This is a genomic window from Bradyrhizobium sp. 956_D2_N1_4 (assembly GCF_052076025.1).
Classification (GTDB): Bacteria; Pseudomonadota; Alphaproteobacteria; order Rhizobiales; family Xanthobacteraceae; genus Bradyrhizobium; species Bradyrhizobium barranii.
Genome location: NZ_CP197237.1, coordinates 6,146,295 through 6,170,625, shown reverse-complemented (window position 1 = coordinate 6,170,625; position 24,331 = coordinate 6,146,295). Strand labels below are relative to the sequence as shown.

The 24,331-nt window shown below is 61.5% G+C and carries 23 protein-coding genes; 12 read left to right on the top strand and 11 right to left on the bottom strand.

The genetic code is table 11. The features are described 5' to 3' along the window. The first annotated feature begins 1,584 nt into the window (after nt 1-1,584). On the top strand, nt 1,585-3,987 hold the full coding sequence (locus tag AB7535_RS29210) for an autotransporter family protein (protein WP_439037406.1): 2,403 nt from the start codon (nt 1,585-1,587) through the stop codon (nt 3,985-3,987). 425 nt (nt 3,988-4,412) lie between these two features. Further along, nucleotides 4,413-5,423, top strand: a complete 1,011-nt coding sequence (lpxD, locus tag AB7535_RS29205) for a UDP-3-O-(3-hydroxymyristoyl)glucosamine N-acyltransferase (protein WP_439037745.1) — start codon at nt 4,413-4,415, stop codon at nt 5,421-5,423. Between the two features lie 1,048 nt (nt 5,424-6,471). On the opposite strand, the gene AB7535_RS29200 is transcribed toward lpxD, so the two are convergent. The 3 genes from AB7535_RS29200 to AB7535_RS29190 all read right to left on the bottom strand — a co-directional run bounded on the left by AB7535_RS29200 (nt 6,472) and on the right by AB7535_RS29190 (nt 9,338). Further along, the gene (locus AB7535_RS29200; RefSeq protein WP_439037405.1) at nt 6,472-7,314 is read right to left on the bottom strand and encodes a Crp/Fnr family transcriptional regulator; all 843 of its coding nucleotides are present in this window, start codon (nt 7,312-7,314) and stop codon (nt 6,472-6,474) included. 584 nt (nt 7,315-7,898) lie between these two features. Beyond that, nucleotides 7,899-8,123 carry a hypothetical protein gene (locus AB7535_RS29195; RefSeq protein ID WP_439037404.1) on the bottom strand — a complete coding sequence of 75 codons (225 nt, stop codon included), beginning with the start codon at nt 8,121-8,123 and terminating at the stop codon, nt 7,899-7,901. Between the two features lie 927 nt (nt 8,124-9,050). Further along, on the bottom strand, nt 9,051-9,338 hold the full coding sequence (locus tag AB7535_RS29190) for a hypothetical protein (RefSeq protein WP_439037403.1): 288 nt from the start codon (nt 9,336-9,338) through the stop codon (nt 9,051-9,053). Between the two features lie 381 nt (nt 9,339-9,719). Between AB7535_RS29190 and AB7535_RS29185 the strand changes: the two genes are divergently transcribed. Beyond that, entirely contained in the window at nt 9,720-9,914 is a 195-nt protein-coding gene (locus AB7535_RS29185) for a hypothetical protein (RefSeq protein WP_439037402.1), read from the top strand. Between the two features lie 246 nt (nt 9,915-10,160). Further along, on the top strand, nt 10,161-10,436 hold the full coding sequence (locus tag AB7535_RS29180; protein WP_439037401.1) for a DUF3303 domain-containing protein: 276 nt from the start codon (nt 10,161-10,163) through the stop codon (nt 10,434-10,436). A gap of 233 nt (nt 10,437-10,669) precedes the next feature. Here the strand turns inward: AB7535_RS29180 and AB7535_RS29175 are convergent, their stop codons facing one another. Then, nucleotides 10,670-11,425: an outer membrane protein gene (locus tag AB7535_RS29175; protein ID WP_439037400.1), complete on the bottom strand. Its 756-nt coding sequence runs from the start codon at nt 11,423-11,425 to the stop codon at nt 10,670-10,672. A 204-nt stretch (nt 11,426-11,629) separates the two neighbouring features. After that, the gene (locus AB7535_RS29170) at nt 11,630-11,962 is read right to left on the bottom strand and encodes a DUF1488 family protein (RefSeq protein ID WP_439037744.1); all 333 of its coding nucleotides are present in this window, start codon (nt 11,960-11,962) and stop codon (nt 11,630-11,632) included. A gap of 306 nt (nt 11,963-12,268) precedes the next feature. Between AB7535_RS29170 and AB7535_RS29165 the strand changes: the two genes are divergently transcribed. Continuing rightward, a complete protein-coding gene (locus AB7535_RS29165; protein ID WP_439037759.1) occupies nt 12,269-12,454 on the top strand; it encodes a hypothetical protein in 186 nt (61 codons plus the stop codon). A gap of 71 nt (nt 12,455-12,525) precedes the next feature. Here AB7535_RS29165 and AB7535_RS29160 read toward each other — a convergent pair whose 3' ends face one another. Beyond that, nucleotides 12,526-12,870: a hypothetical protein gene (locus AB7535_RS29160; protein WP_439037399.1), complete on the bottom strand. Its 345-nt coding sequence runs from the start codon at nt 12,868-12,870 to the stop codon at nt 12,526-12,528. A 118-nt stretch (nt 12,871-12,988) separates the two neighbouring features. Here AB7535_RS29160 and AB7535_RS29155 point away from each other — a divergent pair, with 118 nt between their 5' ends. The 3 genes from AB7535_RS29155 (at nt 12,989) to AB7535_RS29145 (ending at nt 13,861) form a co-directional block, all read left to right on the top strand. Beyond that, complete coding sequence (locus tag AB7535_RS29155) at nt 12,989-13,180, top strand: hypothetical protein (protein WP_085401624.1); 192 nt, start codon at nt 12,989-12,991, stop codon at nt 13,178-13,180. Between the two features lie 316 nt (nt 13,181-13,496). Further along, a complete protein-coding gene (locus tag AB7535_RS29150; RefSeq protein WP_439037398.1) occupies nt 13,497-13,685 on the top strand; it encodes a hypothetical protein in 189 nt (62 codons plus the stop codon). Continuing rightward, on the top strand, nt 13,682-13,861 hold the full coding sequence (locus AB7535_RS29145) for a hypothetical protein (protein WP_439037397.1): 180 nt from the start codon (nt 13,682-13,684) through the stop codon (nt 13,859-13,861). The genes AB7535_RS29150 and AB7535_RS29145 overlap by 4 nt, the downstream gene beginning before the upstream one ends. 1,006 nt (nt 13,862-14,867) lie before the next feature. Here the strand turns inward: AB7535_RS29145 and AB7535_RS29140 are convergent. The 5 genes from AB7535_RS29140 to AB7535_RS29120 form a co-directional block, all read right to left on the bottom strand. After that, nucleotides 14,868-16,274, bottom strand: a complete 1,407-nt coding sequence (locus tag AB7535_RS29140) for a tyrosine-type recombinase/integrase (protein ID WP_439037396.1) — start codon at nt 16,272-16,274, stop codon at nt 14,868-14,870. A gap of 951 nt (nt 16,275-17,225) precedes the next feature. Next, nucleotides 17,226-17,861 (bottom strand): MarR family winged helix-turn-helix transcriptional regulator, encoded by a 636-nt coding sequence (locus AB7535_RS29135; protein WP_231143362.1) that lies wholly within the window; start codon nt 17,859-17,861, stop codon nt 17,226-17,228. Between the two features lie 852 nt (nt 17,862-18,713). Continuing rightward, entirely contained in the window at nt 18,714-20,039 is a 1,326-nt protein-coding gene (gene fliI, locus AB7535_RS29130) for a flagellar protein export ATPase FliI (protein ID WP_063981292.1), read from the bottom strand. Nucleotides 20,040-20,075: 36 nt separating this feature from the next. Continuing rightward, on the bottom strand, nt 20,076-20,804 hold the full coding sequence (gene flgF, locus AB7535_RS29125) for a flagellar basal-body rod protein FlgF (RefSeq protein WP_231143361.1): 729 nt from the start codon (nt 20,802-20,804) through the stop codon (nt 20,076-20,078). A 3-nt stretch (nt 20,805-20,807) separates the two neighbouring features. Further along, on the bottom strand, nt 20,808-21,608 hold the full coding sequence (locus tag AB7535_RS29120; RefSeq protein WP_071909951.1) for a DUF1217 domain-containing protein: 801 nt from the start codon (nt 21,606-21,608) through the stop codon (nt 20,808-20,810). 142 nt (nt 21,609-21,750) lie between these two features. On the opposite strand from AB7535_RS29120, the gene motA reads away from it, so the two are divergent. The 4 genes from motA to fliN all read left to right on the top strand — a co-directional run bounded on the left by motA (nt 21,751) and on the right by fliN (nt 24,331). After that, nucleotides 21,751-22,647 carry a flagellar motor stator protein MotA gene (gene motA, locus AB7535_RS29115; protein ID WP_063981295.1) on the top strand — a complete coding sequence of 299 codons (897 nt, stop codon included), beginning with the start codon at nt 21,751-21,753 and terminating at the stop codon, nt 22,645-22,647. Beyond that, nucleotides 22,644-23,585, top strand: coding sequence for a flagellar motor switch protein FliM (locus AB7535_RS29110; protein ID WP_231143360.1), 942 nt, complete (start codon nt 22,644-22,646; stop codon nt 23,583-23,585). Before motA ends, AB7535_RS29110 begins: the two co-directional genes overlap by 4 nt. After that, complete coding sequence (locus tag AB7535_RS29105) at nt 23,566-23,880, top strand: hypothetical protein (protein ID WP_063981296.1); 315 nt, start codon at nt 23,566-23,568, stop codon at nt 23,878-23,880. The genes AB7535_RS29110 and AB7535_RS29105 overlap by 20 nt, the downstream gene beginning before the upstream one ends. A 76-nt stretch (nt 23,881-23,956) precedes the next feature. Next, on the top strand, nt 23,957-24,331 hold the full coding sequence (gene fliN / locus AB7535_RS29100; protein ID WP_014492655.1) for a flagellar motor switch protein FliN: 375 nt from the start codon (nt 23,957-23,959) through the stop codon (nt 24,329-24,331).

Sequence of the window (24,331 nt, the reverse complement as noted above, 5' to 3'; positions counted from 1 at the left end):
AGAGGGCGGGAGACCGGGAGTTTGAGATATGGGTGAACGTTCGGAACCGATTGTCAGCCGTCGAAGCGCTCTTGCTCTTTGTGGATACGCAGCCGTGTTCGGGCTCGTGGCCACGCCTGCAATTCTGATGGTGTCAGATGCTGGCGCTCAGACCTCAACCGCACCGACCACGCCCGCAGCGCCTTCCACTGTGACACCGCAGTCGGGCACGGAGCGGCGTCAGGAAAGACGCACGGGGCGCACAGAGCGGCGCCAGGATCGACGAACGGGGCGAACAGAACGGCGTCAAGCGCGACGGACGGGGCGCACCGAGCGGCGCGAAGAGCGGCACGACGGTGCTGCCGAAGAGAAAAAGTAGCCGCGTCCATCAGCACGCCTCAAGAAACCAATTAGGAGCAAGAACATGAAAGTTTCGACGGTGCTCGGAGCGGCCCTCGGTGCAGCGATGTTGTGCTTGGCGCCCGTGTCGTTTCACTGGTCACCAGCCGGGACTATCGTTATCTCCGTCGACAAAGCTGACGCTCGTGTCGGTCGTCCGCTCACACCCGGCAGCGTCGCGGGGGTTAATAGGCGAGTGCATCGGCGCGCATATCGGCGCGGGTACTATGGAGCTGCTGTAGGCGCAGCTGCCGTCGGAGCAGCAGCTACGGGAGCGTACTATCACCGCCGACAATGCGGCTACTATCCATATCCACCGTGCTATTGAGAGCAAAGTGCACTGCCGCGCACCGTCGGGGGCGTTGCAGGGCGCGTCTGCGTCGGCATGATCAACCGAAGCCGGTGCCGCATTGTTGAAAGATGCAGCCGCCTCAATTGCGGCAAGGGACTCAGCTACTGATTCGCTCGGTAATCCAGCGTTCGTCGGCTTGTCCAACGATCCCTTAGAACTCACACCTGGATAGGCCAACGATGGGGGTGCAAGGGCGCTTGGTCCCCATCCCGGCGCCCTTGTACTGCCTACCCGCGAAATCTTATGGGCTAATTGTTTGATCCTAAGCCCCGCCGCGCAATCGTCGCAGGAGCACCTCCAACTCCGGCGTCCTGGGCATGTTCAGGTTTTTTATACCGCAGTCTGATGGGTCTGCGTTGCTACCATTACGTGGCGGCAGAGCATCAGCAACCTGAAAAATAGACCTTCACGCGCCGTCGCCACAGTTGCGGCAATAAGGCGAACGATTGTGAGTTCCGTGATTTGCACGCTCTGTTTGAGCGTCAAGATTTCGCTCGCGTCTCGGTAGGACGCCGATTGATTGGGGTTATATGGGGCATGAGCCACATCGACGGTCGTCCGTTACACCGTGGCGCGGCGCGGCGTCCGGGCCACGTGCGCGCCGCAAGTTTGTCCCCTCGATATTGCTGGCGGTGATCGCGCTTATCGCGGCGTCCACGGTTTCCACACACGCCCAGACCAGAAACTGGACCGGACGGCTGTCCTCGGAATGGTTCTCGACTGGCAACTGGGACTCCACCTTTCCCAGGCAGACGGACGACGCCAACATCAACACCGTGACTCCGAATGCGCCGGTAGTTGCGAGCCCGGGCGCACAAGCCCGAAACCTCTCTGTCGGTCAAAACGGGACAGGAATGCTCACGATCCTGACCGGCGGAACACTGGTCAATCAGTTCGGGACGATAGGCGATCTACCGGGAGGGGTGGGCACAGTGATCGTGTCCGGCGCGGGCTCCAGTTGGACGAATGTTAACGACGTGGTGGTCGGCGGCCTGGGCACGGGCACCCTGATCATTCAAGACGGCGGCACAGCTGAGAACGACACCACGGCGAGCAGTGCCGGCGGCTCGGTGGGAAAGTCTGCCGGCTCGACAGGTACGGTGATCGTGACTGGCCCGGGTTCCAGCTGGATCAACGGACCACAGGGCGGGCTCAATATCGGCAGTTTTGGCACCGGCACCCTCCTGGTCGCAAACGGCGGGAGGGTCATCGATATCACTCCCCTCGTCACCAATATCGGCAACGGTGCGGGCTCGCACGGTACCGTGACGGTGACCGGCGCTGGCTCCCTTTGGAGCGACATTGCGGGGATCAGGATTGGCAACTCGGGCACCGGCACGCTCACAATTGCGGACGGCGGCAACGTCATCGCGCCTGTTGTTACGATCGCGGCGAACGCCGGTGCGACTGGAATACTCAACATCGGCGCAGGCGCGGGCGCACCGGCGGCTGCACCCGGCACGCTCAATACACTGAGCGTCGCATTTGGCGCCGGCACGGGTACGATCAACTTCAATCACACATCCGCCGACTACGTGTTTGCGCCCGCGATCAGTGGCAACGGCACAGTCAATGTGCTCGCCGGCACCACGATATTCACAGGTGCCAATACCTACAGCGGAGCGACGAATGTCATCGCGGGCACCTTGACGGCCGGCGCGTCGAACACGTTCAGCCCGAATTCGGCAGTGACGCTCGCGAGCGGTGGAACGCTCGATCTCAACGGCTTCAACCAGACCGTCTTGAGTCTCACCAATGCTGGATTAGTGAACATGGGCACGGGCACCGCGCCGGGTACGCTCCTGACGACAACCAGCTACACGGGAGCTGGCGGAACGATCGCGTTGAACACCTTCCTGGGAGGCGACGGTTCGCCGTCGGACAAGCTCGTCATCAACGGTGGTACAGCAAGCGGCAATTCCTTCTTGCGCATCACCAATGCGGGCGGCCCCGGCGCCGAGACGGTGGCTAACGGCATCGCGGTGGTGCGGGCGATCAACGGCGGCATCACAACGCCGGGCGCCTTCGCACTCGCCGGCGAAGTGCGCGCAGGCGCCTTCGACTATGATCTCTTCCGGGGTGGCCTTGGCGGCAGCAGTCCCAACGATTGGTTCCTCCGCTCGACCTTCCTCGTCGGACCGCCAATCGAGCCACCGATCGAGCCGCCGCCGATCCTGCCGCCCGATCCGCCGCTGGGAACGCTGCCGCCGGGCCTCTATCCGATCATCGGGCCGGAGATCGCGACCTACGGCGTGGTCCAGCCGATCGCCCGGCAATTGGGGATGACGACGCTCGGCACCCTGCATGAGCGCGCCGGCGACACGCTGCTCAACGCGAATGCGGGCACGCCATGCCCCGCCGACGGCGGGATACCGGCGCGAGCGCCGACCGATTGCCTGAGTGCCGGCTGGGGCCGGGTCCTCGGCCAGCAGATCGACAACCATTACCGGGCGTTCGCCGATCCACGCGCCTCCGGCCAGGTGCTGGGCTTTCAGACCGGCCTCGATCTGTGGCGTGGCGAATGGATGCCGGGCCATCGCGATGCGGCGGGCCTTTATGTCGGATATGCCAATGCCAATGTCGATGTGAGCGGTCTCGCCACCAATGAGGCGGCGACCGGCTATGTGCTCCGTCACACCGGCGGTCTCAATCTCAATGCCTGGTCGGGCGGGGCCTATTGGACGCATTACGGCCCGAATGACTGGTACCTCGACGCGGTGGTGCAACTGACGCGCTATGAAGGCGCGGCTTCCACCCAATTTGCCAGACTTGGGACCACCGGCTTCGGCTTCGTCTCGTCGCTAGAGACGGGCTATCCGGTCCGGCTGCCGATGTTCGGATCGGGCTTCGTGCTGGAGCCGCAGGCGCAGATCGTCTGGCAGCACGTGTCGTTCGACGACGCCAATGACGGCCTGGGTGCGGTCGCGCTGGGCACCACGTCAGGCACCAGCGGGCGGATCGGCCTGCGTGGCCAATGGACCATCGCCGGCGCCAGCGGGCAGGTGTGGCAGCCTTATGTGCGCGCCAACCTCTGGCGTGACTGGGGGGCTCAGGCGACGACGGTGTATTCCGGGGTTGACCTCGTGCCGCTGCTGGAGCGGGCCACGCGCCTGCAACTGGGCGGTGGCGTAAGCGTGAGGATGAACGCCAATGTCAGCCTCTACGCCAATGCCGACTACCAGTTTGCCGTCGGCGACACCGACGGCGGCAAACGCGACGGCGTTCGCGGCGCCGCTGGTGTGAGATACACGTGGTGAAGTTGGCCTGGACTTTCGTCCAACATCAGACCAGAGACCCGATCATGCCTCTTCCGGCTGGCCATAAAGCCAGAGAGACGATGGAATATGCTGCTTGGGGGGCAACCCGTGCGATAGCTGGCCCTGACGAAGTTGGTGACCGCGCTGAGGCCTTCTACGTTCTCGCCAAGCCCGGGAAGCTCGGGGGGATGGAAAGATCGGCGAGGCGCACCGACGACAAGCAGAACCTCAGTGTCGGGCTATTGTCCTTTGTGCCAATGGAAGAGGCGGCGCGGGGGGTCACGGACGACGTTATGTAGCGCGAGACAAGGAGCTGAGCTCTTGATCTGTGTCAACGCGCCCCGTCAATCCGTGGTACCAGTCAAAAAGCTAACGCTGTAACTGAGCCGGTTCGTTAGCACGGAGCACGAATGGCCGAAGCAGTTTTGGGCGACGCCAGGTTCTTTCGCCGAAGTGGACCATATTCGCTCGCGGTTGTTGCGAATACGGCGCACGGGGTTGTGGATGAACTCGAACTGCTCCTCGAAGGCGTGGCGCCCCTGCAAACGGCTGGCCGCAATGAAGTGAGTTTTTTAGACAATAGGCGCTATGCGTCGGCACTCGGCCAGACCTCGGCAGGCGCTGTGATTGTGCATCCGGACATGGCAGCGCGAGTGCCAGCCGGGACAGTGGCAATCCTGACGACCGAACCATATGCGGCTTGGGCGCGCGTCGCTGCACTCTTCCATCCCCTGTTACCAAAATCTCCCGGAATCCACCCCTCCGCGATTGTCGCAGAGGGAGCGAGCGTCGATCCGTCTGCGGAAATTGGCCCGCTATCTGTCATCGAGGCCGGAGCAGAAATAGGAGCCGGCTGCCGGATTGGACCTTGCGTCGTCATAGGGGCCGGCGTGATTGTTGGCCGTGACTGTCGGATTGGCGCACACGCGAGCTTGAGCCACGCGATCTTGGGAGCACGCGTTTGCATTTATCCTGGCGCGCGGATCGGACAGGAGGGCTTTGGCTTCGCCCGCACCGCCGATGGTTTCCTAACGGTTCCGCAGCTTGGCCGCGTCATCCTTGAAGATGATGTCGAAGTCGGCGCCAACACGACGATTGATCGCGGATCGTCGCGCGACACAATGATCGGCGCTGGATCTCGGCTCGATAACCTGGTGCAGATCGGCCACAACGTCATTCTCGGCCGGTGTTGTGTCATCGTCGCGCAGGTCGGTATTTCGGGCTCGACGGTGCTTGAGGATTTCGTCCGGGTAGGGGGGCAGGCAGCGATGGCCGGCCATCTGAGGATCGGCCAACATGCGCAAATCGGTGCGCAGGCCGGCGTCATTTCGGACATTGCTCCATGCGCTAAAATGCTCGGAAGCCCTGCGCAGTCAAAGACGGAGTTCTTCCGGCAAATTGCCACGCTTAAGAAGATGGCAAAGAAAGACCGATAACGGCTCTTCCCGGTGCGGCAATCTCCACCAGGTGCGGCCGTCGTGCTGTATTCTGGTGACTGCCCGCCGCGCTAAATTGGCACAAACTGCATAGCGCAAAGTCACATAGCTGCATCGCGGCTTCCCCTGATTGTGTCGACTTCCAGACAAGTGTGATGATCGTCTCATCGCCATCGGTTACGACCGGGACACTGATGCGCGCAAGGGGACAACGTGCCTACAGCTGAACAATGCGGCGCTTATGCCGCCGAGTACAAACTACGTGCCGCTGATCCGAGGAATTCCGACCGTCGAGCGACCGTGCTGACGAACATCTCACGGAGCTGGGCAGCGCTTGCGAGCCAGCTTGAGAACCTTGCAGAGATCGCGAGGTCGGAAGGCATATGAGATGGTTTCGCGTCAAGGTGGGTTGGTCGGCGAGAAACTGGCCAAGAGCCGGAAGAACACCTACCTTACCTGGGAGGTGTGGGACGGCGAACGCACGATTTTTTTGTGAGAGGAAAACTCCTCATAGAGGAGCGCTAAGGCCCACTTCGCGAAAGTTGACCGTCGTCATGGCCCGCGCGTGACCTCCGTTAAAATTGGCCTTGATCGGTAGCGTGTGCCACCGAGCCACTCGTAGCAATGGAGCAGCTCCATGCTTAAACGGCGCCGACGTGTGCACCAATCCCAACCACTGGAACAACGCCTCACCCAAGAGGCGCACGATCTGCGCGAGGCCGCGAAGGCGCTTCCGCCGTGCGCCGAGCGCGAGGCACTGCTGCGCAAAGCCAGGCAGGACGAGAGGGCCTCCCATATGGCGGAGTGGCTTTCGTCGGCCGGGCTAAGGGCGCCGACCTAAATGCGCAGCTATATATGAGTCCGAGTCTGGCCCATCGCTTCCGTTCATGCGGTGCAATTAAATGTCGGTTGAAAGGGGTAGACCGGAAGTTTGCGGCTGAGCGCCAAAGCGACGCTTGTGCCCCCGAGCGGACGTCGTTGCCTCGCGAGACCTGCACCGCGTCGGGACAGTTCTGTCGCCAATAGTGGAGCAATCAAGAGCCAAGTTTCAAGCCGAGCCATCCGCGGCTGGGGTCTGTCGCGCCGCTTTCTCTTGCGCGAGAGTTGCTTCCAGCCGCGAGATGTTTTCCTTGAGGCGCTCGTTGTTCTCCAGCAGACGCCGACTGGTGAGGAGGAGGATGTAGTAGCCGAATTGCTGATTACTTTGAAAGTAGATTTCAAGCAACCTTTCATAAGTTATAGTCAGGACTTGTCCGTCTTCTATGCACTCGACCGTTCCGCTTCGTCGGTTATCGGGCGCAAGGAAGCCAAGTTCTCCCATGAGACGCCCTGGCGGAATCTCGACGCCGATTTCTTTGACGAGAAACTTCCCGGTGACGGTGAGAAACATTTCGGCCGCCGCATCACCCTTCCTAAACAATCGGTCGCCATGGCGATATCTGCGTTCGGTCATGAACGGTCTGAGCCATTCCATCGACATGTCACCCTGCATCGCGTTACGTGCCTTCTTAACGAGCCTGAGCAGTTGACGGAGACGAACGGCATTGACCGGCAGCAACAGCAGATAAAGCAGAAAGGTGGCGACACTTCCGGAAAGCGCGCCAGAGGTTACGAAGAATGCACAGCCGACCATATTCGCGACCCCTAGCGGCACCATTCTCTGCATCAGCAAGGTAGCGACAAAGAAGATTGCGCCGACCAGGGCAAACATGTTGGCGAGCGTGATGTTGGCCAACACAATTTCCAGCAGCCGATCAAACAGTGCGTCGTAGGTGATGTTGTTGGGATCAAGCCCCATTTGAACGAGAATCTTTGCAATCCTGAGATTATCTGCTGCCGTATCAAGGATGCGGTTTAGCATCGTGGAAAGATCTGCACTGATGGGCTCCATCGGATCGCCTCTCACAAAGCGGTCAGCATCCCCCGAATATATCCCGGATACTGATGATCGAGGGGCGATATTGAAGGCGCTTTGTTGCGGCGCATGAGTTCGAAAGTGGGCCCTTAGCTGTCCTCCAGCTCAAACGCCGAAATGTCGGTTTTAGAACTGAGAGCGGATTTAGGTGAAACGGCGCGGCGCAGCCCGTTGCTGAAACTAAATAGAGACAATTGAGTCGCCCCTCAGTCTGTCGGACTATTTCATTCCTCGAATGTCGCCTGCTGGCCGATTCCGTTGAAAAAGGCCGGAAGTAGTTCGTTGTTGTGCGAGCGCCGATGCGGCCGAAGGGCTCCACCAGTTCTTATGCGAGCCTTGGGGATTGGCATTGGGATCAGCTTGGCCATTTAGCGGAGGTTCTGGGCGGCGGCTGCGAGGATGAACTCGCGCGCGCCTTAGTCGCAAGCGCTCGAGCTTGAGAATGGCGTCGCAGCCTAGCAAGAACGCGAACCACGGGTCGGGTCATTCATCGCCTTCAGCCTGAACCGGTGACTTCTGAGCGCTCTGAACGTTCTGGCTCAGCGACGCCAGCGCGGTGTTCAGCTCATCAGAGAGGGCGCGAGGTCCTTAATGTCCTCGAAGGCTTGGGCGACCCGCTCATTCGCTGATTTCTCGAACGGTTCGAAGCCTTCAGAGATGCGCGTTCCTGCTCCAAAGACGGTGGAAGCGGCCATCGGCCCGAGCAGGAGGATTGCGCCTCCGATGATGCCGATCTTGCGAATGCGAGCGGTCGGCGGCGGTCGCACGAGGCGGTCATTGCTCATTGTCTCTACCTCACGGCGTACAGTCCGTGCATCATGCCGATCGTTGCGAGCAAACGGTAGATCGGGCGTCTGCCATTAGGAGGTACTCAAGCCGAGGCGCGCTCTCGTCGAGTTGCACGCGAACGCCAAGCACCGTCGATCTGGGCGCAAGATGATCGACGCCATCGTCGCGGCCAAGAAGAGCTCGTGCTGGCCCCCTTGAAGATCGGCGACAAGAGGGAGATCGACAGAGCGGCTTGGCTCAAGCCGCGCGGCATCAGACTGACGTCCACTTCGCGCTTCATCAGGAAAAGCTCTTCCCGCGCTGAGCGTCGACCTACACCAGCGCGAGGCTGCGGTAAAATGACTGATCGGGGTCCAACGAACGTTCACAAGCGAACTGCGTTGAAGATTAGGCGAGGCTGGCCTTGCTCGGCGCTCACAAGCGCCAAGCACCTCGACTTCACCATCCAACGGCTCTGCTAGCCACAGGGGGGCAACGGGACTATCATTTCATCTATAGGACAACAGCACTGGCTTGATTAGCATCGCGCCGGTGATGACATTATATGCCATCGGGGACACGTTGGCCCCGACACACAGGCAACGCATTGACAGCCTCATTCGGATGAAGGTTGTGTGTCCTGCGGCTAGCAGGCTTGGCCCACGTTCGAGCACCGCTCGGCGCGGCAAACCTCTACGCAAACGCAGCGCAACGGCACAAGCCGCCGAGGGAAACCTTGGCGGCTTTTGCGTGGGGACAAATTGGACTAGCCTGTTGAGCTGCGCGGCTTATCGGAGGACGCGAATGTGAACTCTACCCTTAAGATCCAAAAGTCAGAGGCAACCCTGATCGAACAGATCAAGGCCGAGATCAAAAAGCGTTCAGAGGCGAAGGCCAAGCGGATGCTGCTCAAGCGGCCCAAAAGGCTGGCCAAAACGCTGCGGCTAGTCGATCAGCTCGTCGGTGTCACCCGCGTCTTTGAAGAGCGTCTTCAGCAGCCGCCATAGTTCGCGGTGCCCGCTGGTTTGGCCGTCTTGCTTGAGGTAATCCGCGATATCCATTGTGGTGGTTTGCATCTCGATCGTCCCGTCGACGCGTGCATCGAAATGAGCTACCTCGCGCTCGACATGCAAACTCTTGGTGTCCGTATCGAAGACTAGCGCACAACGATCCGCGTGGGTGACTTCCGGGCCTCTGACTCGACGGCACAACTCGCGTCTTAGGAGGGCCATGTTTTGCTCCCGACGGACGGTTTCCGACAGTAAACAACGCTCCTCGGGTCAGTAAAGTTCGAACTGGACTGGTTTGTCGGCCTGGAATTTCGTCGATCCGTCGTTCCAATCATGAATTCTTGTCCACCGCTCCAGGGAGAGCGCATCACTTCGACCCTGATCTTCTTGTAGTCGATCTCGGTCTCCGTCCCTTCGGCAAAGCTCCGAACATGCTTCACCGCATCAATAACTAAGAAAGAGTGCTGCCCTTGGCTAGTCCGCTCCTGGGTCGATCAGCAGACAGATACCGTCGCGGATGCGCTGAACGTTCCCAATGGTGTATCGTCACCCGTTGCAGACGACAGCCGGTCTGCTCTCGATGATCTGCCGCAGGCGCGCGAGTTGGCGCTGCTCATCAGTAAGAGCGAGGATGCCGTCGAGACATTCATCTCTCATTGCGACATCGCCGCGCGCGACTTGCTGATGCCGAATAGCGATGTCGTCATGGCGTCGTCTTCCGCATCAAGCGCACACTGGATGCCGCGAGATCGACAAGATCATTTGGGACGTGGAGACGCGCAAGGCGTCGGCGGCTAAGCGCCGGCGCCGCGCTGAGTGGCGCAGGGCCGAGCTGGCGGCCGAGCGCTTTCGAGCCAATGTGTCACGACGATGCCGTAGGCTTGCCACGGTCTCCACCGGCGTGGAGTACGCCGGGACCATTTGTTTAGGCTATGGAATGACCGATCAAACCCATCTGCTCGCTATTGTTATTCGCTACGTCGGCGCTATCGTGCACAAGCGGCGAAGCCGCGATATCTAACAAGTAATTGAAGGGAGACTCGCATGAAATTCATCAGTAGCTGGTCTGTACCTCAAGGCACTTTCAATGCAGCGGTCGCGCGTTTCTTAGAAACTGGTGGTGCACCGCCCGAGGGTGTCAAAATGTTGGGACGTTGGCATGGCATGGACGGTAAGGGATTTGCGATTTCTGAGTCGAATGATCCGAAGGCGATGTATCGTTGGGTCGCCCAATGGGCCGACCTACTCCCGCTGACGGTCACTCCTTGCCTGGAGGACGGAGACGCCGGCGAAGTCATGGCGTCGCTACCGAGGCATTGACCTTGAATCGAAAATCACAGCCTCCGCGGCCAATAATGCGGCCGCGGTGGCATCCAATCCGTACGCTTCCCTCCACGACGATGTCTGCTTATTCGGATAGACCGGAAGAGACCGGCGGAGCACCAAAACGGCGCTTGTGACCCACCTCAGACATTGCATAATGACCGAGAGCAACTCATAGAACGCAAAAAAGCCCCGGCGAGCCGGGGCTTTGGTTTGCGCAGATGGAGCGATCAGTATCTAGCCGCGATCGGAGCCCCGTAACCACCAAAGCGATAGTTGAAGCGAACGGTGACCATGTCCACGTCCTGCGTGATCCGGTCGTTCACAAAGGCGGCAAGTCGCGGATCAGCGACCGTGAACGAATTATTCCGGTGCCCCATGAACAAATGGTCGTATTCGACGCCCACCGACCAATTCGGGGTGAAGCCATACTCGTATCCAACACCAATGACACCACCCCAGCGGGTAGCGCTTTGCGCGGCGAGCTCGGTGCCGAAGGCATTATCGATGACGCTTAAGCGGTTGTCTGTCACCGCCGCGCCGCCCTTCACGTAGAACAGCGACGCATTCCAGGCGTAGCCGATCTGGCCGGTGAAGAGGCCGATGGCACTGGTTTTGGTGCGAGTGGAGAGCGAAGCATCGATCAGGCTGACGCGCTGGTTGCTGAGATCCGCCCAATCGCCCTGGGCTTCCAGGCCAAACACCCACTGGCTGGCCTGCCAGCGATAACCGAGCTGGCCACCGATGACGCCACCGGACCGATCGCGGCAGCCGGAAGCGACGGCTACGCCAGCCGCGTCAAGGAAATCCACGCAGTTGTGGTTCTGCGCCCAGCCACCGTTGCCGCCGATGTAGAACCCACTCCAATTGTAGATCACCGGAAGCGGGGCGGGCGGCGGTGCCTTTACGGCCATGTCTGCAGCCGTGGCGGGAGCAACCATCCCGATAGCAAGCAAACCAACGGCCCCCATCAAAAACTTCTTCATCGCTCAATCCCCTTTGTGTGCTTCGTTAAAACGACCGCTTCTTCGGCAGGAGCGCCACTTTCAAAGGCAAGTTAGACGCGATTTCTCGCGAGGGGTGTATCCGATGGGCAACAGCCAGGCTCAAAATGAGCGCTCCGCTTAAGTTGATGATTTATTTACCCGTTTGGAAAGGCCGTCATTCAGCGGCAAATCGGCGAATAGGCGCTATTTGATCGTTCGTCGAGACCTTAACCTCACCGAAGAATGGCGTCTGCCGAAACGGCTGCTCGGAATGTGTTTGGAAAAAATAGTGACCAACCTCGTTCCCACATTTGATGTTTGGTCGAACAGTGCGGACGCTATAGCTTCGATAAGCCCGCGATTGACCTCAAATTCTGCCCGCAAGTCCCCCGTTAAGCCCCTCCGACGATCAGCCAAGTCACTAAGCGCGGCAATGCTAATTTGGCATTGCACAATTTGCTGCCCGTCCCTCATCGTGAACTTGAACGCCATCACGTCGGCATCAAACCCAACGGCCTTTCCTCGCGTTAGCGGCATGAACCAGCCTCCTTGCCCAACGGTCCGTTGAAGCGGACGAGGTGGGTCCGCCATCTGAGCGTCTGGACCTCGCTGTCTTCGGGACAGCTGGCGCGCTATGAGAACTCCGTCGAATGACGCAGCAGGCTTTAAGCTGATTACCCCTCGCAAAATGGCGGACGGCAAGGCAATTGCCAACGAAAAACATTTGAGGCTTTTGGGACCATCGGTCGCGCCGGTGGTTCTTTTTCGTTTGGGCGGCTCTGAAAGGCGCGGGTTAGCCGCTACGGCGGCGGCAAAGAGGAAACCGAGAAGGCACTGCTCGCGGTGTTTCAGATCACAAACAAAGGCATTGTTCACGTCACCAAGGATATTCAGGACAATCCAGATCACGGCAGGCTGATTGAAGTCGCAAGCCGTCGCGTCCCGTCGCTGGTTGTCAGCTATCTGTATACGCCGCTTGGTTTGCCCGCTCCGAACTACAAACTCACCCACCGGGTGCGCGAGAGCTAGGCCATCACGTTTTGTGCGCCTGTACGTCGATTGCCCTGCCGCCGGATTTGTTTCACCAGCGCCGCCGGTCGTCAACGATCAGCATATTTTGCAATTTTTGATTTTTGAGGTTCACTCGCGAATTCTCGTTTTTGAAAGGCCGCGAGATGCCGCGTGATCTGTTCGAGGCTACCATGCGCGGTTGGGCGCGGCTCAATGATCGCCAGCGCGAGCGGTTTTTCCAAGCGGGCTTGCGGGCGGCGCTCCGGCTTGAGCGGCAAGAATTCCGCGCTTGGCTCATGCGGCGGCTGATCGAACCCCCGCTCGCCGCGCCAGTCGATCTGTCCAGCTTCGCCATCTCGAAGACCGACATCGAGCTTCTCATGCGATCGGCGCGCGAAGCACCGCTCAAATAAGCGTCCGAAGTTTCCCGGCAATCTTTCTTCTGCCGCGCAACCGTAGAGCTCGCACCCTGGGAAATTTCCCAAGTGTCCGGCCCAGTCGCTGGGCGCTACATCTTCCGCCCATTGGATCGCTTGGGTGGGACGTCGCGGGATGGAAGAACTGATGGCCCAGCTCGATAAGTTTCGGGCGGAGGCAGAGTATTGCGGCCGACTGGCGAGAACTGCGCCAGACAGGCAGACGCGCGCCCTATTCGAACGGCTTGCCGAACGGCTCCGGGACATGATCCAGGAAATCGAGACGACGATCGCCGCGCGAACCAAGCTGAGTGGTCGCTGGGAATAGTTCGTCCGCACCTCCGCAACGCAATCGGGATAACATCCGGGTTAAATATCTTCACGACGTGCCGTCGCGCGGTCCCCCCAATTCTTTCCCTCTCTCGGAGGACCCCAGTCCCAGTCAGTCTTTTGGGACGTCTCTCGCGGCAAGCGGCGCGCGGACCTCGACCGTTAGGTCTGATCTGCCTTCACATCGCGTGGAACCCGGAACAGACTTGCTCGAAGGGTGTTGGTCCTGCATCGCCGCCCGGTCCTTGGCTCTTATCGGTGATGTGAACGCCGGTTGCGCTCCCGCCTTCCTCTGGAATGGAAAGGAGCGCGCCATGAGCGAACGGCGTCGTTTCAAGCAACAATTGTCTCTCGAAGATCGGCTCGTGGTGTTCGCCAAGACGGCCCGCGCAGTTGCCGCGCTGCTTCCGCCTGGGGCAGAAAAAGACGAAATGCTCCGCAAGGCGCTACAGGCCGATACTATGGCCGGGCTCACCATGCAGCCGCGCGAAGCAACCCCATGAAGGATTATCAAGCGTCTCTCGAAAAGCTTCGGAAAGATGCTGCTGAGGCCGCGCTAATCCGCGATCTTGCCACTGTCCCGACCAAGCGGGAAAAGTTGGCCCTGCATCTGACCAGCCTTGCCGATCAGGTTGAGCTTGCGATGATCGAAGCTTCCAAGACGGCAGAGCGGGCGTAACGCCCTCAGCGCCTTGAGTTCACACGGGCAGCGGCTCGCCCCGCCAGCGCCACCATTGCCAGCCGCCGCGCGCATCGCCTGATTTGGTTGTTAACAATTCGGCGATCTGAGCAATATTGACCAGCGGCGGCGGAACTCGAAGCGCATGCTGAAGCCATCACCGCCCCGCCATCGGCATCCATCGGTGACTGAGAGATCGGTAACGCTCCCGCCCAACTAGGGGAGAGCATTATGCCCACGACGCACTCCGACGTACTCTTCAGTCGCGCTGAGACCGGAATTATACCCTGTCCGCGTTGCAGCGAGCCCATGAGGCTGACTTGCATCACGCCCGCTGCGGAAGGCTACGATCTAAGGACCTTTGATTGCGAAATGTGCGATAGATCGAAATCCTTCGTGGTCAAAATCTAACTCGGCGACAGCCTAATCCACCCTTCGCGCGCAAATCGCTTCATCGCGACCGACGATGACAACAGCGCCTTCACGGCGCGGACAGGCGCGGCATCACGCTATCACTGCGCTCCAACTCCAACGGAGCAGATGTCTGCTCCATCGTGATGGGGACAGCGGCACCGTACATAGGTTCATGCAAAGCACCCCAATAAGTCGAGCGCACCACCATCGCCAAACGGCTCGCGCATCACGTCGATGTCGATCGCGTTACACAACGCGCAGGGACGCCCCGTGGTGCGCGTCTGCCCCGTCGCGCATTCCAGAGACGCCCGCGAGCTTTGGGCGCATCAGCGCGCGTCCCTGCAAGGGAATTGCCCGGAAATTACAACTACAGCGCAGGGCTAAGACAGGGTGCAAGCAACCGATGCAGGGCCGCGCATCGCAGAATTATGCACAGCTATCGGTCGCTCAGCGGATCGCGACACAAATGACGACACTAAAGCCACATCGCATTGATTTATAAGGGTTTTTTGCACATATACTTTTCATGCGCAGGGAAAGTAGGTCGGTCGCGAGAGCGTGATCGGGCTCAGAGTCGGTTGGAATGATGCAATCAGGCGGCGAGCCGTGGCCCCTCCCGCTCGAGGGGGGCCGCGACAGGCGTGCCGATGATCCGCCGTAGCTCGGCCGCCACGCCGTCCAACACCGCGCGCTTCTCTCTCATCCGCTTGGAGTGGTTGTAGACCTTGCCGGTGACGCTCGGCACGACGACCTCGGCCTTCTTGCTCGCTGCATGATCCAGACACTTCGCGATCCACGCATCGTCGAAACCGAGATCGCCGGCCAGGGTAGCGGCTGTTCGGCGGAGGTCGTGTGGCGTGAACGGCTTGAGGCCGAGCAACTCGCAAAGGCCGGCTGTCTTGGTCTTGTCCTTGTTCTTCTCGTGCTTGGTGCCGCGCAGCGCGTCGGCCATCGCTTTGCGATGGACCGGCTGGCCCTTGTACATCGGGCTCTCGAAAACAAACTGCTGATCATGGGAGGCCAGCGCTTCCTTGATGATCTCGACGGCCAGATCAGACAACGGCTGCTGGATCACCCGCCGCTTCTTGACCCGCTTGAGGGGGACGTCGAAGCGCGGATGCTCGCCGTCGAGGTCGAACAGCTCGTCCCGATGCGCGCCGAGCAATTCGCGTGACCGCAGCATCGTGACTAGCTCGAACTTGAGAGCGAGCCGCGTCCGGCGGTCGTAGGGGAGGTCGTCGCGGTCCAGCCCATGCCAGAACGTCCTGATCTCGTCCTCGGACAGGACCCGAGTACGGGGATGCTCGGGGTCCAGCTTCGGCAAATTAACGCATGGACTGGCGGTGACGTAGTCGCGGCCTGCCTCAGCGGCCCAGTTGAACAGGCCTGAGGCCGCCTTGCGCATATGGCGCGCGTTGCTGACAGAGGGCTTACCGAACTTGCCTGCGACGATGTCGTTCGACAGCGTCGCGATGTCGTGCTTGGTGACCTCCATTGCCAACTTATTGCCGAGGCGGGGGCGGATGAAGCGGTCGAGGTGGCTCGCGGTGTTCTCCCAGCTTTCCAGCCGTGGTCGCATCTCGCCGTCCGGCTTCTTGACCAGCGTCTTCATCCATTTGATGCGCTCGTCGATGATCTCGGCGACAGTCTTGCCGCGGTTAACCTTCGTAGCTTTCTGGTCGTGGAACGTCTCGGCGAGCGCCTCGCCGCCCATGGCCTTAAGGCCGTAGACCTTGCTACGGGCGTCCTCAACCGTGAAAGTCTCCGGGTTATAGACGCCGAGCCAGCCGGTGCGCTGCTTGCCGGTCCGCTTGTCGGTGAACTTGAAGGAGAAGGTGGCTACGCCCGCCGTGGTGATGCTGAGGTACAGGCCAGGGCACTTGCGGTCGTAGTACTTCGTCCGTTTGGTGACCCGCTTCTCGCACAGGCGGTCGGTTAGGATGACGCTGCTGTTGCGGCCCCGCTTGCCGGCGGGGGAGGGGACAGTGGTAGTATCCATGTGGTTTCGGCTCCTAAGGCTTGGGACCAAAGGGCTCGGCTTTGGGGCTTTCAGTTTGTCGTGCGGACGCTGAAAGGCTTAGGGCCGGGCCCTTATTTTGGTGAAGCCCGCTGAAACAGCCCGCATCAGGCTAGTTGAAAAAGCCTAATTTTAAAGGGTTTTGTTAGTTTCGGCGTGTTTCACCGAATGCCAAAGTATAGACGTGTGGTCCTGGCCGTCGTTGCTACGGTCAAGTGCTTTGCGAATGCGGCAGTCGCGTCAACCGGCGCGGTGTCGGTGACTTTCGCAAGCGTGAGGGAGACCAGAAGGAATTCGGCTCCCGGGAGAGCACGGCATAAGCCGTCCAACCACTGCGCAGGGAAGGCCGAGTGATTGGCACCACCTGTATGCTGCTGTGCGGTTTCCTTGCGCTACCTTTCGCGCAGCGGACCGCGGGTGCGAGGTCAGCACCCGGCCTTCCCTGCGCCCTCTTGGCTTCGAGGGTGGAACGACGAAGCAAAGCTCGGGCGAGATGCGCCGCGAGAGCGAGAAGGCGCGTCTGCAGCACTCGCTGTCATCGCCCGGCTTGACCGGGCGATCCAGCATTCCAGAGACGGCTGTGATTGAGCCGAGAGGCCGCGGCGTACTGGATTCCCCGCTTGCCGCCTACGCTAAAGCTTCGGCGGCCCTGGACCTCAGCCCCGGCGAAGCCTTGGCGTAGCCGGGTCGTGGGGAATGACGGTGGTACTTGGAGGACGACGCCGATTCCTCATACTCCGTCATTGCTTTGCTGCGCTCGCAACGACGTGGAGGGAGCGTGCGCCACTATGCTCCGTGCTTGGTCAGCGCGTCCGGGAGACCGGAGGAAACGAGCGTGTTTCAAAGAACGATACCGCTGAGAAACTTTACGCAAGCGCCGGCGATCGCATCCGCCCGAAACTTGCGCGTTCCATCACGTCGCGAACTCCCGCGTCATCCCTGGCTCGCCATGCGCGCGCGGTCGAGATGCCCCTCGATCTTCGGGCGGTCGCGGGTGCGCTCGAAGCTGGTGCAGAGGAGCTCGGTCTCCTCGAGGGAAACCGGGGCGCGGTACAGCCGGCACATGAATTCGGCGCTCGCGCGTCCCTTGCCCGTGCCGGGACTGCGTTCGGCGAGAAACATGCAGTCGCGGCAGATGCTGGCATCGAGCCGCTGATGGGCCGCGTCGAGATGATTGAGGATCTCGCGCAGCGAGTCGCGCAGCCTGATGCATTCGTCGGTGCCGAGAGACGTGACCGCGTTCACCACGTGATTGATCGGGTCGTGCTGGCTCAGGCATTTCTCGCCTTGCGCGGTGACGTGCAGCACGACGGACCGCTTGTCCTCGTGCGACGGCTTTCGCACCAGGAAGGACTTGGCTTCCAGCGTCTTCACGATCTGCGATGCGGTGGCGCGGGTCGCGCCGATGAAGCCGGCCAGCGCGGACGGCGTGCGCGAGAACCTGTTGGCGCGGTGAAGAAAGCGCAGCGCCATCCATTCCCGGTCGCGCAACCCGTGCTGATTGCCTTCGAAATACCAGGCTCTGGCCGCCTGAACCAGCAGCTCGACGGCCTCGCGTGCCAACGGCATAAATTCCTACCTTGCCCCGGATATCACGTCTGCGGCGCCCCGGAGCCGCCTTCCGTCGTTGCGCACCAGTCCTTCGCGAGAAGCCGTACCAACCACAATCGACACATACGCAGGCGCAGGCCCCGCCTCTCGCGCGAAAGCACGGACCGTTCTGCCGCCGATCTCGACAGATGGACCCTGCGAGATACGGCGCGAGAAGCTGTGTCGATGATGGTGTGCCAATCGTGGCGTCGTCGAACGAAAGCCCGAGTTGCCGTCACAGCCGGACGATGGATCGGTATTGTTCAACCGTAGCCCCTGAGGTTCAAGTCACACGCAGACGTTTCTTGTATTCCATCGAAACGATGAATGAGCTTCTCAACAAAATCAAGTAGAGACGCTCCTGAAGACTGGCTGTCGCTCGAAGCGATTGTAACGTTCAAGACAATCTCGTTCGTCAGGACACATCATGGTGATCGCAATACGCAGTGTAACAAGCTACTTGCACGCAAATGTGCGACGGTTTGATTGCACGCCTGCTGCTGTTCGCCGTTGATGCAAATTGATGGAAGCTTGTGCATGACGGTGACGCGCAGCGGCGCGTCATCCACAACTTGTGCGATCCGTCACAGAATCGGCAATGGAACTCGTAGGGATTGCACGCAGCGGTTGTTGTGATAATGACAGCGAGACGGGTTCGCCGGATCGCTTTCGCCTCGGCGGCGCGATCTCCACCGAACGGCCGATGCTAGCGCGCGACGGAAAGCGGCAGTCGGCGACGGGTGCGCATGCGCCGGAGGCGCAGCGGTATGCGTGATCGACTGTCGCGATAATGAGCAGGTCGACGACGACGGGCGCGCCGGCCGCGCCCGGCTAGTCGCCCTTGAGCATGTCTCGCAGCTCGCGGAATGGATCGGCGCTCGGCCCTGCCGAGGCGTCCTGCCGCATGGCGCTGTAGATCTTCGGGACCATGTCGACGGCCTGGTCGAGACCCGAATCACGCCCCGTCTGATATCCGCCCATCAGGCGAAGATCGCGCGTGTCCTCGTATTTGGCGATCATGGTGCGCAGCTTGCTCACCAATTCGCGCTCCTCGGGGTCCCAGACGTTGTGGGCGAGGCGGGAGACCGAGGCCAGAACGTCGACGGCGGGATAGCGCGCCTGGTCGGCAATGTGCCTCGAGAGCACGATGTGGCCGTCGAGGGTGCTGCGGATGGTGTCGGCGATCGGCTCGTTGTGATCGTCGCCATCGACCAGCACGGAGAAAATGCCGGTAATCGTCCCGGATCCCTCCTCGCCGGGGCCGGCGCGCTCCAGCAGGCGGGGCAGGTCGGTGAAGACCGTCGGTGCGTAACCGCGTGCGACCGCAGGCTCGCCGGCGGCGAGGGCGACCTCGCGGGCGGCATGGGCGAAACGGGTGATCGAATCGACCACCAGCAGGACCGATTCGCCCCGGTCGCGGAAATATTCGGCGACCGCCATGGCGGTCTTCGGTGCCAGCCGCCGCATCATCGGGCTTTCATCTCCCGTCGATACGATGGTGATGGCGCGGCTGCGGTTGGCGCCGAGCACGTCCTCGATGAATTCGCGCACCTCGCGGCCGCGTTCGCCGACGAGCGCCAGCACGACGGTGTCAAAGCCCTGGCTGCGGGCCAGCATCGCCAGCAGCGTCGATTTGCCGACACCGGAGCCGGCAAAGATGCCGACGCGCTGGCCGGCGCAGATTGGGGCGAACAGGTCGATGACGCGCACGCCGGTGTGCAGCGGCTTGTGGACGCGCGCCCGCTTCATGGCCGCCGGCGCCTCGGCTTCCGCCGAGACGGTGCGCGATCCCGGGGTGAGGGGACCTTGTCCGTCGAGCGGCGCGCCGAGCGCGTTGATGACGCGGCCCTTCCAGCTCGGATCGGGCGCGAAGGACAGTGGCGGCATCCGGTAGGCAACCGAGCCGAGGCCGCCGGCGAACTGCCGGTCGAACGGCTTGGCGATGATGCCCTCGCTGTCGATCCGCACCACCTCGCCGATCTGGGGCTTGCCGCCGGAGTTGACGCCGATCAGTTCACCAAGCCTGACGAAGCGCGACAGGCCGGAGACGCGGAAATGCGTCGGAGCGATCTCGGAGATCGCGCCGCTTACGCTGGCCAGGGGAGTGCTCTGCTGAAGCTCCAGCAGCGCCCACTCGAGTTGCCGAAGAGCGTTCAAGGAAACCGTCCACCCTCAATGCGCATGCAGCGCAGTCTATTTGCCCGGCTCGCCCAGCGTCCGGATTGCGTTCTGGAGCGAGCTCTCGGTGCCCTCGATCATCGAATTGGTGCCGTCGAAGGCGCGCGAAGCCGCGATCAGCTTCGTCAATTCCATCATCGGATTGGCGCTGGAGCCCTCGACATAGCCCTGCTTGAAGCCGTCGCGGGAGAAATCGGCGATGGCGGTCGCGGGCCGATCCGGCGTGACGCCGGAATTGCCGTAGCGCTCGAGACTGGCATCGGCGGGAATGTTGAACAGGCCGATGGAGCCGATCTCGTTGTTGTCCTGGGTGATCGCGCCGCTGCGGGCGATCGCGATCGGTCCGCCGTTCGGGTCGAGCGTGATCTGCGCGCCGCCGGCATCGATCACGGGGAAGCCGGACACCGTCTGAAGATCGCCGTTGGGGGCGATCTGGAGGCGGCCGTCGCGCGTATAGACCGTGCCGTTCGGGCCGGCGAAGGCGATCCAGCCCTGTCCGACCACGGCGACGTCGAGCGGGTTGCCGCTCTCGGTGATGCTGCCCATCTCGCGCGAGATGATGTTGTCGCCGGGCGAGGAGAAGGCGACCGGGTTCGCGCCGGCCTTCGACAGCACGGTCTCGAACTTCACGACGTCGGTGCGGAATGCCGCCGTGTTGACGTTGGCGACGTTGTTGGCGATCGTCTGGAGGCGCTTTTCGAGGGCGACCTGCGCCGACAATCCCACATAGAGGGCCGATTGCATGACTTACTTTCCGAACCGGATGGACTGAAGCTTCGTGAGCATGTCGGTATCCAGGCCGGCCATCGACGACGCGCCGCCGATCAGGACCAGCGCGGAGTTGGTCGAGTTGCCATTGTTGATGTCGTTCTGGGCCTGGGTCGCATCCCACATCGCGGCGAAGCGCTGCACGAACTTGGTGACCTTGGCCGGGTCCTGGAAATCGGTGAGGTCGATCTTGCTCGTGATCAACTTGGCCTGGGCGTCGATGTCTGCCGCGCTTATGGTCGACGGCAGGCCGAGCGCGGTCTGGACCACCTGCGTCATCGCCTTGTCGGCGAGGATCTGGTAGGAGGTGCTGATGGTGGAGGCCTTGCGGGTGAAATAGAGCGCCAGCCGCAGACCCTCGTTCTGGTCGCCGGCCTTCTCCTCCATCGTCTGCGTGACGTATTGGGTCGCCGTACCGGTCGTGGCGGCGGCGGTCTGGGTCGCTTTGTCGCCGAGGGCGGCGAAATTGAAGGCGGCGGCGAACTGCCGGTAGCGGGTGTCGGTCAGCTTGTTGGCGAAGCTCTTGGAGTCGGAGACACCCTCGGTCAGCACCTTGCGCATGAACGCCTTGGCATAGGTCATGTCGCTGAGACCAAAGGCCTTCATCGCGTAGGAGTAGAGGCGATAGTCCTTCAGGAAGTCGTCGATCGTCTTCACATTGCCGATGTGGCTGAGAAAATAATCGGTGTCGCGGCTGACGTCCGGCTGGGCCGCGACCTGCGTCAGCGATTTGCCCATGTCCTTGGTCAGTCTGGTGTAGTCCGCGATCGTGGATAGCATGGCACGCGCCCCTCTGGCCGCCGTTGCGACTTCGTCTCAAGCTGCCGCGAATTGCTTGCGCGGGGCTGGCGACCACGAAGCCAGCCTCGCGCAAGCGTCGCCGACTAGATATTCCCGATGGGATCGGCGATGGAGTGGCGCGTTGCTCAGTTTCGTGGGGATTTTCATCACGGTAGCGGCACTGCTCGGCGGATTTGCCGCCATGGGCGGGCATCTGGCCGTGCTCATGCAGCCGTGGGAATTCGTGATCATCCTGGGCACCGCGATCGGCACCTTCATCGTCGCCAATCCGTGGAAAACGGTCGTTGATACCGGCGTGGCCTGCATGCAGGCCATCACCGGCGCGGTGCCGAGTGAGCGCTATTACCTCGATCTGCTCGGAGCGCTCCATGCCCTGATGCGGGAGCTGCGGGGCAAAGGCCGCAACGAGGTCGAGGCGCATATCGACGATCCCGCGTCCTCGGAGATCTTCAAGGCGTTCCCGAGCGTCCTCGGGGACCCGCCGTTGCTGCAGTTCATCTGCGACTATGTCCGCCTCATCATCATGGGCAATGCGCGCACGCACGAGATCGAAGCGCTGATGGACGAAGAGATCCACACCATCGTGAAGGCCAAGCTGGCGCCCTACAATTCGATGGTGGTCGTGTCCGAGGCGCTGCCGGCGCTCGGCATCGTCGCCGCCGTGCTCGGCGTCATCAAGGCCATGGGCGCGCTCGACCAGTCGCCGAAGCTCCTTGGCGGCTTCATCGGCGCGGCGCTCGTCGGCACCTTTGCCGGCATCTTCCTGTCCTACGGCGTCCTCTCGCCCTTCGCGATCAAGATCAAGATGACGCGAGAGAAGCGCTGCCGGCCCTACATCATCGTCAAGCAGACGCTGCTGGCGTTCATGAACGGCGCCATGCCGCAGATCGCCGTCGAGCACGGTCGCAAGATGATCGCGAGCGGCGAACGGCCGTCGATCGACGTGGTCGAGAACGAGACGATCGCGGGTCCCAAGGCCGTCGCGACCGAGGCTGAACCGAAGGCTGCCCGCGCATGATGACGCAAGACCTCGACGTCGATCAGCGGAAGCAGCTGCCGAACTACCTGCTGGACGCCGCCGGCATATCGATCGAACGCATGCCGATGCTCAATGTGATCTTTGATCGCATGGCGGCATCGTGCACCGACAGCCTGCAGCCGATGGCCGGAACGCCGTGCTATTTCTCGGTCAATGGCATCACCAACGACCCGCTCGGCGACATCATCAAGGATTACGAGGGCAACGCGGTTGCCGCCGTGCTCTATGCCGAGCAGTGGGACTCGCGCGTCATCATCATGCTGGATCGCGACTTCGTCTTCACCATGGTCGAGGCGATGTTCGGCTCTGACGGCGCCGAACCGCCGCTCGACGTCGAACGCACCTTCTCGAACATCGAGATCCGGCTGGTCCAGGCACTGTTTGAGCGGTTCGCCAAGGCGCTGCAGGGCGCCTTCGCCGGCACCTCCAATGTCACCTTCCGTGTCGAGCGAGTCGAGACGGCGATGGCGTCGCTCGCGATTGGGCGCGCCAGCAATATGTCGATCTGCGCGAACATGATGGTGCAGGCGCTCTATCGCGGCGGCCAGATGTTCCTGATCATTCCGCACTCCGCGCTCAATCCGCTCAGGCAGAAGCTCGCCCACGTCGTCGTCAGCGACGGCCGCGCGGCTGATCCGCGCTGGCGCGAGCAGATGGAGAGCGAGGTTCACCGTACCGAAGTGACGCTGAGCGCGGTGCTCGACGAGAAGATGATTTCCCTCGAGGACGTCGTGCAATTCAAGGTGGGGCAGGTTCTGGAGCTCGAGGCCACGCCGCGCACGCTGGCCCGGCTCGAGAGCAACAACCAGGTGCTGTTCTGGTGTCAGATCGGCCAGCTCGATGGCTATTACGCCATGCAGGTGGCCGATCCCGTCGATCAGAAGCGGGAGTTCGTCGATGATATCCTATCTCGTTGATGCCGTGCTGCTGATCGCGCTGGCGTTCACCAGCATGAGGGTGACCCGGATGCACCGCGAATTGGCGCGGCTGCGCAGCTACCAGGGCGAGTTCTCGACCATCGTCCACGAGACGGCGGGCGCCTTCGACACCGTTATCACCGCCGCGCATGATTCCACCGCAAATCTCGGCCGGCTCGCCAATGTGCTGAGCACGAAGATAGATCAGGCCCACGAGGCGATCGCGGCGCTCGATGCGCGGAGTGGGCTCCAACCGGCCTCAACGGTGAGCGGCGCCGAAGCGAACAAGCATTGAATTCGGGACTTGCAGAACACGTGCGATCGGACCGTCGCGGCGCTCCGGGAGCGGAAATACCAAGAGGCAATACCAAATGGCGCAATCTTTCGAATATGAGTCTGCATCGGCATCGGGAGAGACCGATGCGTCTCCGCTGGAGCGGCTGGCGGAGATCGCCGCGCGCACGGCAGAGGAAACCGGCAAATTCGCCAATGTCGATGCCATCCTGCGCATTCCCGTCACGATGCAGGTGGTGCTGGGATCAGCGACCATTCCGGTCGCGAACCTGATGAAGCTCGGCCGCGGCGCGGTGGTTCCGCTCGATCACCGCGTCGGCGAGCCGGTCGACGTCGTGGTCAATGGCCGCGTCGTTGCCCGCGGCGAAGTGGTCGTCGTCGAAGAGGACAATTCCCGCTTCGGCGTCTCGCTCACGGAGATCGTCGGACCGCTGGGGCAGGGTGATACCTGA